This is a genomic window from Kitasatospora sp. NPDC056327 (assembly GCF_042261735.1).
In the GTDB taxonomy this organism is placed as follows: domain Bacteria; phylum Actinomycetota; class Actinomycetes; order Streptomycetales; family Streptomycetaceae; genus Kitasatospora.
The window spans coordinates 1-6,655 of sequence record NZ_JBHJRC010000391.1; the positions used below are offsets into that span (position 1 = coordinate 1).

Sequence of the window (6,655 nt, forward strand, 5' to 3'; positions counted from 1 at the left end):
CCGCCCCCCGCTGCTGCTACTGCTGCCCGCGGCGATCATCATGATCCCGCTGGTCGCCTATCCGATCTACCAGCTCGGTCTGCTGTCCGTGCTGGACTTCGGCCAGGCGCAGGCCTCCGGCGGCGTCCCGACCAGCTTCGTCGGCTTCGGCAACTACCAGAAGATCCTGAGCGACGGGCAGTTCTGGTCGGTGCTGCTGCAGACGATCGGCTTCGCCGCGTTCTGCGTGGTCGCCACCCTGGCCGTCGGCGCCACCCTCGCGGTGCTGCTGACCAGGGTGGGCCGGGTGCCCCGGCTGGTGCTGACCACGGCCGCCATGGCGGCCTGGGCGGCGCCGGCGATGACCGGGTCGACGGTGTGGAGCTTCCTGTTCGACACCAACCTGGGCCTGGTGAACAAGACCCTGGTGGACCTCGGTCTGGACGGCTTCCACGAGTACAACTGGTTCTACGACAAGTGGTCGGCCTTCCTGATCGTCGGTGCCGTCGTCGTCTGGCACTCGTTCCCGTTCGTCATGGTGACGCTCTACGCGGGCATCAAGGCGATCCCGACCGAGGTGCTGGAGGCGGCGTCGCTGGACGGCGCCGGCACCTGGACCACCTTCCGCCGGATCACCGCCCCGATGCTCCGGCCGATCCTGACCATCGTGGTGATCCAGTCGGTCATCTGGGACTTCAAGGTCTTCACCCAGATCTACGTGATGACCGAGGGCGGCGGCATCGCCGGCCAGAACCTGGTGCTCAACGTCTACGCGTACCAGAAGGCCTTCGCCTCCTCCCAGTACGGGCTGGGCGCGGCCATCGGCGTGATCATGCTCCTGATCCTGGTGATCCCCACCGTCCTCTACATCCGCTCGCTGCGCAGGACGGGGAACGAACTGTGAACGCCCGTAGCCGCTGGCGCCTGGGCGCCAACACCACCGCCCTCCTGGTGGCGGCCGTCACCGCCTTCCCGATCTTCTGGATGGTGCTCTCGGCCATCAAGCCGAAGGGGGAGGTGCAGTCGCTCGACCCCCGGCCGTGGACGGCGCACCCGACGCTGGAGAGCTTCCGCCAGGTCCTCAGCGTGGACGGCTTCGGCCGGTACTTCCTGAACAGCCTGGTGATCGCGCTGTCGGTGGTGGCGCTCTCCGCACTGGTGGTCTTCCTCGCGGCGGTCGCGGTGACCAGGTTCAACTTCCGCTTCCGCACGACCATCATGGTGATGTTCCTGATCGCCCAGATGATCCCGGTCGAGGCGCTGACCATCCCGCTGTTCTTCATGTTCCGCGACGCCGGCCGGTTCGCGCCGGGCATCGGGCTCAACACCCTGGCCTCGCTGATCCTGGTGCAACTGGCGTTCTCGCTGCCCTTCGGGATCTGGATGATGCGGGGCTTCGTCGCCGCCGTCCCGGTGTCGATCGAGGAGGCCGCGCAGATCGACGGCGCGAGCCGGGCCCGCATCCTGTGGACGATCCTGCTGCCGCTGGTCGCCCCGGGGCTGGCCGCGACCAGCGTGTTCTCCTTCATCGCGGCGTGGAACGACTTCGTCTTCGCCAAGACCTTCATCATCAGTGCGACCGACAACCAGACGCTCCCCTCGGCGCTGCTGGTGTTCTTCAAGCCGGACGAGAACGACTGGGGCGGCATCATGGCGGCCTCCACGCTGATGACCGTCCCGGTGCTGATCTTCTTCATCGCGGTGCAGCGCAAGCTGGTCTCCGGGCTGGCGGGCGCCGTCAAGGACTAGGGACCGGGCCTGGGACCGGAGCCGGCAGGGCGCCGGTCCCAGGGGGCCGGGGACCTCGACGGAACCCCCGCGACGAAGGGGCTGCGACGGGTGAAGCGTCCGGTGGCATGGCGGTGGGGTCCATGAACCGGGAGCGTGCCGACGGGCAGCTCGCGCAGACAGCCGAGACGGTGGGCCTCGCCCACCGTCTCGGAGCGCGTGTCCGGCTGCGCGGCGGCTGGGCGATGGACTTCTTCCCCGGTGAGTGGACCCGCGACCACGAGGACGTCGACCGGTTCGTCCCGGCGGCCGACGCCCCGGCGCTCGCCGCCGGGCCGGCGGCCCTGGGGTACCGGCCGGCGCCACGGTCCCCCGGGAGGGCCGGCGGAGCCGGTCAGCCGACGCCGCGCGGCCGGAACTGGACGCTGATCCGGGGCCCGGCCGGCCGGGCCGTCTTGGGAACCGCGTGCTCCCAGGTCCGCTGGCACGAGCCGCCCATCACCAGCAGGTCCCCGTGTCCGAGCCGGTGCCGCAGCACCGGGCCGCCCCCGCCCCGGGGGCGCAGCAGCAGCGCCCGGGGTTCGCCGACGGAGAGGATCGCCACCATGGTGTCCTCGCGCTCGCCGCGGCCGATCCGGTCGCCGTGCCAGGCGACGCTGTCCCGGCCGTCGCGGTAGTAGCAGAGGCCCAGGGTGCGGAACGGCTCGCGCAGCTCTCCCGCGTAGTGGGCGCTCAGCGCCGTGCGGGCCTCCCCGAGCACGGGGTGCGGCGTGGGGTCCTGCTCCCGGTAGGAGGCGAGCAGCCGGGGGACGGCCACGGTCCGTTCGTACATCTCGCGCCGTTCGGCCCGCCAGGGGACCTCGGCGGCCAGCTGTTCGAACAGTCGGTCCGCCCCGTGCAGCCAGCCGGGCAGGACGTCCACCCAGGCGCCCGCCCCCAGCACCTCGCGGCGTACGCCCGTCAGCGGCCCGAGGACGGGTCCGGCCGGGCCGGGGTCGTCGAACAGCGACGGCTGGAGGTGGATGCCGGTGGTGCACATGGTCACCAGCCTACGCCGAGAATCGAACAAATATCCGAATGAACGGGTGGGGGCGACTCCGGGCCCCCGGGGTGGCGCCCGGGAGGCCGATTTCCGACCAGGCCCGGTGGCCTGCTACTGTTCAACCCGTCGAGAGGAAACGATCTTCGCGAAGCGGAGGGCGGATCCGGCTCGGTCAGGCGTCAGTGGTGCTACCAGAGCACGTCCTACTTTCAGTAGGGAGAGTCCGTGCAACCCGGGCCTGGCGCTCCAGCGGAAGCGGCCGCTCCCCGAACGGGGGGCGGCCGCTTCGTCGTTGTGCGTACGCCGTGGGCCCTGCCCGGTCGGTTCGGTGGGCCCGGTCGGCCCCGCGGCCCGTGGGCCCTATCGCATCCGGCGGCTTGAAACCCACTCCCGTGGCCGACTACCGGCCAAGCTCCCGTGCCAGGTGGATCGTTCGTTCGTACGACGCACGGGTGTCCGGACAGCGGTGTTGCCCCGGAGGCAGAGCTGATGAGGCGTCAGAGAATGGCTGAAAACTCTTTCTGACGGTGTGAATATGCCACTGGAACGTTCATTGCGGGGTGTCGGGCAGTAGCCTTCCGTGTCGAACCCGCCACTGGTCGTGGCGTTCCGGCCGGCGCCCGGTGGCCTTGCCCCGCTGCGCCGTTTCCCTCCCGAACCCTCCGAAGGAGCCCGAGTGCCGGGTATCGACGAGTGCCTGTCCCGGGCGATGGCGATCGCCGGGGCCCGCGCCGCCAGCCTGATCGACTGGAGCAGCGGGCTCGCCCTGGGCAGCGTCGGAGTCAGTCCGACCGGCGACCACGAGACCACGGCCGCCGAGGCAACCGACCTGGTGCGAGCGGCTGTTGAGGCCGGAACCTTCACCGCGTCGGAGGACCGCGAGGCACCGCTGCAGGACATCATCCTGACCGCCGGCCGCAGCTACCACCTGCTTTGCTTCATCGATACCGTCTTCGACAGCCGGCTCGTCCTGCACCTCTGGCTGGACCGCGCCGAGGGCAACCTCGCCGGCGCCCGATTCCGCCTGCAGTCACTCGCCGAGGAACTGGTGCTCGGATGACGAACCCCGTCACGAGCCGGCCGGGCGCCGGTGCGGGAACCGCCGCCGGCGCGGGTGCGGCCGTCGGGTTCCGGCCACCGGACGGCGCCGCCGGGCCGCCCTCCGCCACACCGGCCGTCGGCCCGGCCGCCGCGCTCCCCGTCACCCTCCCCGGCGCCCCGGCCGCCGCCGGGCCGCCCGTCGCCGCGCCTGCCGCCGTCGGGCCGCCCGCGGGACCCGCTTCCGGCGGGCCGGCCGTCTGGACCCCCGGCGCCGCGGCCGAGCGGCTCGCCGGTGAACGCGCCACCGGCGCCCTGCGCGGCCCCGCCGGAACCGTCTACCTCGTCGACGGCCTGGTCTCCCACGCCGAGTCCGACCGTGCACCCGACCTGGCCACCCTGCTCACCGCCTCCGGCCGGCTCACCCGCGAGACCTGGCAGGACGCCGTCCACCGGTTCGGCCCCTACGCCCGGGTCGGCGAGGCGCTGGTCGACCAGGGCCGGCTGACCCGGGGCGAGCTCGAACTCTGCCACCTCGGTGCCCTCTACGACGCCGCCTGCTTCCTGTTCGACACCCCCGCCACCCTGGCCTCCTGGACCTTCGCGCCGGGCGTGCGGCACTGGCTCGGCCCGGTGGCCGCGGTCGGTGCCCACCGGCTCCGCCGGGAGGCCGAACGCCGCCGGCACCTGCTGGACCGGATCTGGCCCTCGGCACAGTTGGACACCGCGCCGCTGTGCCGCGCGGCCGGGCAGGCGGCCCCGGCCCCCGTTCCCGGCCGCCACGCCCGCCGGGTCCGCCCGCCGACCCGGCGCCAGTGCGACCTGCTCGACCACGCGGACGGCCGGAGAACCCCGGCGGAACTGGCCCGGCTGCTCGGCCGCTCCGCGTTCGCGACCACGGCGGACGTCCGCCGGCTCGCCGCCGCCGGCCTGCTGACCCGGCCCGACGCGGGCTGTGCGGCGGGCGTGGGGGCGGGGGGCGCCGGGGTGGCCGCGGGCCCGGGCGCCGACGGCGGGTCCGGCACCGTCGGTGCGCCCGGCGCGGTGCGGGGCGTGCTGCCGGGTGTGGTGCCGGCACCCCGGGCGCCCGGTGGTCTGCACCGCCGGGTACCGGGCGCGGCGCTCGCCGCGCTCGCCGGCGACGCGACCGGCCTCGCCCCGGCGCCCGCCCCGGCGCCCGCCCCGGCGCCCGCTCCGGCTCCGCCGACCGTTCCGCCCGGGGTTCCCGCACCGGCTCCGGCTCCCCGGCCGGCCGCCGTCCTCCCGTCCACCGCCGCCGACCCGGACATCGCGCTGCTGATCCGGATCCGAACCCTTCTGGAGGCCCGACTTTGAACCACTCTCCGCCCGCGACCCCGCCCTCACGGCCATGAGGCGGGCGCTCAAGCAGCGTGTCGGAAGGAGACAACTGATCGCCTTGGAGACCGACATCCTCGCCGAACTCCGCGCCCTCGGACACCGGGTGCCGCACCTCGCGGGCGGCCTGGTCGCCACCGTGGACGGGATGCTGGTCGCCCACGACACCCACGGGACCGAGCCCTCGGCCCTGGCGGCGATGACCGCCGCCTCGCTCGGTCTGGCCCAGCGGCTGGCCGACAGCACCGGCCAGGGCGAGTTCCGGGAGTCACTGGTCCGCGGCGAGCACGGGTGTGTCGCCACCTACGCGGCCGGCGGCAGCTGCGTGCTCACCCTCCTCGCCCACCCGGACGCGAACGTCGGCCGCCTGAACCTGGAGGCCCGCCGCTCCGCCCGGCGCATCGCCGCACTCCTCAACGACACCCTGCAACCCAAGGAAGCCCGGGAGCACTGACCCGCCCCGGGCCCGCAGGGCGGTCCGAACGACCTCCCGGACCTCTCCTGGTCCTCCGACTCCCCCCGATATCCATCGGCTCTCACCGACGAACTGGAGACACCGCCATGACCGACGCCGCAGGCGCGCTGAAGCAGACCATGACCGTGATCGAGGGCGCCATCGGCGCGGCCCTCGTCGACTACAACAGCGGCATGGCACTGGCCACCCTCGACGGCCCCGGCGGCCTCGACCTCAACGTGGCCGCCGCCGGGAACACCGACGTGGTCCGGGCCAAGATGCGCACCATGGACATGCTGGGCCTCAGCGACGGGATAGAGGACATCCTCATCACCCTCAGCAGCCAGTACCACCTGATCCGCCCCCTCACCAGCCGGACCGGCAAGGGCCTGTTCCTCTACCTGGCGCTGGACAAGGGCCGGGCCAACCTGGCGATGGCCCGGCACCAGCTGACCAAGATCGAGGCCGACCTGGAGGTCTGACCGCCCGGCGGGTCGGGCGACCGGCTCGGGGCCCGTGTGCCCGGTCAGTCCGTGTCTTCGGTCCGGACGACCTCGCCGCCGGGCAGGCTCGCGAAGCGGGTGCCGCCCGGCGTGGTCACGCTCCACGGTCCCAGCAGCGCGTGGGGCGGGACGGACAGCGTCCTGCTGCCGGGCCCGGCCTCGGCCGTTGCCACGGCTTCGGTCGCGGCCGAGAAGGCCAGTTCCAGTCCGCCGCCCGGGGTCACCCGGGCGGCGCGGACCGTCCGGCCGACCAGAGTGAGCAGTGCTCCGGTGGGCCGGACGGTCAGCGCGGGGAAGCAGCGCGTGACCTCCGTCGGACGGGTGAGGCGGAACTCCCCGGTGACCCGGACCGTCACCGGCCCGTCGAGCGTGAGGTCGAGACGGTCGCCGCCGCCGACCGCCGTGACCCGGCGGCCGGTCAGGACGGCGGCGAGCGCGTCGGCGGCGCCTGTCGCGTGTCGTGTGGTCTGCATGCGGACAGTATGCGGTGGGGCCGCGGGGCCGTGACGCCGTGGCCCCCGGGCACGGGGCGGTTCGGCGCCGGTCCGGGCGCTG

General features: G+C 73.5%; 8 protein-coding genes. 6 read left to right on the plus strand and 2 right to left on the minus strand.

What is annotated here, in order from left to right; all coding sequences use genetic code 11:
- Nucleotides 1-883 (plus strand): carbohydrate ABC transporter permease (locus ACFCX4_RS33565; protein WP_376150794.1); only part of this gene is annotated, 883 nt, incomplete at its 5' end.
- The gene (locus tag ACFCX4_RS33570) at nucleotides 880-1,728 is read left to right on the plus strand and encodes a carbohydrate ABC transporter permease (protein ID WP_376150796.1); all 849 of its coding nucleotides are present in this window, start codon (nucleotides 880-882) and stop codon (nucleotides 1,726-1,728) included. The genes ACFCX4_RS33565 and ACFCX4_RS33570, both read left to right, overlap by 4 nt.
- Before the next feature lie 373 nt (nucleotides 1,729-2,101).
- On the opposite strand, the gene ACFCX4_RS33575 is transcribed toward ACFCX4_RS33570, so the two are convergent.
- Complete coding sequence (locus tag ACFCX4_RS33575; RefSeq protein ID WP_376150798.1) at nucleotides 2,102-2,746, minus strand: alpha-ketoglutarate-dependent dioxygenase AlkB; 645 nt, start codon at nucleotides 2,744-2,746, stop codon at nucleotides 2,102-2,104.
- Nucleotides 2,747-3,425: 679 nt separating this feature from the next.
- Here ACFCX4_RS33575 and ACFCX4_RS33580 point away from each other — a divergent pair.
- The 4 genes from ACFCX4_RS33580 (at nucleotide 3,426) to ACFCX4_RS33595 (ending at nucleotide 6,079) form a co-directional block, all read left to right on the plus strand.
- Nucleotides 3,426-3,809, plus strand: a complete 384-nt coding sequence (locus ACFCX4_RS33580; protein ID WP_376150800.1) for a hypothetical protein — start codon at nucleotides 3,426-3,428, stop codon at nucleotides 3,807-3,809.
- Entirely contained in the window at nucleotides 3,806-5,122 is a 1,317-nt protein-coding gene (locus ACFCX4_RS33585) for a hypothetical protein (RefSeq protein ID WP_376150802.1), read from the plus strand. Before ACFCX4_RS33580 ends, ACFCX4_RS33585 begins: the two co-directional genes overlap by 4 nt.
- 82 nt (nucleotides 5,123-5,204) lie before the next feature.
- Nucleotides 5,205-5,597, plus strand: coding sequence for a roadblock/LC7 domain-containing protein (locus ACFCX4_RS33590; RefSeq protein ID WP_376150804.1), 393 nt, complete (start codon nucleotides 5,205-5,207; stop codon nucleotides 5,595-5,597).
- 107 nt (nucleotides 5,598-5,704) lie between these two features.
- Nucleotides 5,705-6,079: a hypothetical protein gene (locus ACFCX4_RS33595; protein ID WP_376150806.1), complete on the plus strand. Its 375-nt coding sequence runs from the start codon at nucleotides 5,705-5,707 to the stop codon at nucleotides 6,077-6,079.
- 44 nt (nucleotides 6,080-6,123) lie between these two features.
- Here the strand turns inward: ACFCX4_RS33595 and ACFCX4_RS33600 are convergent, their stop codons facing one another.
- Nucleotides 6,124-6,573: a DUF6188 family protein gene (locus ACFCX4_RS33600; RefSeq protein ID WP_376150808.1), complete on the minus strand. Its 450-nt coding sequence runs from the start codon at nucleotides 6,571-6,573 to the stop codon at nucleotides 6,124-6,126.
- Nucleotides 6,574-6,655: the final 82 nt, after the last annotated feature.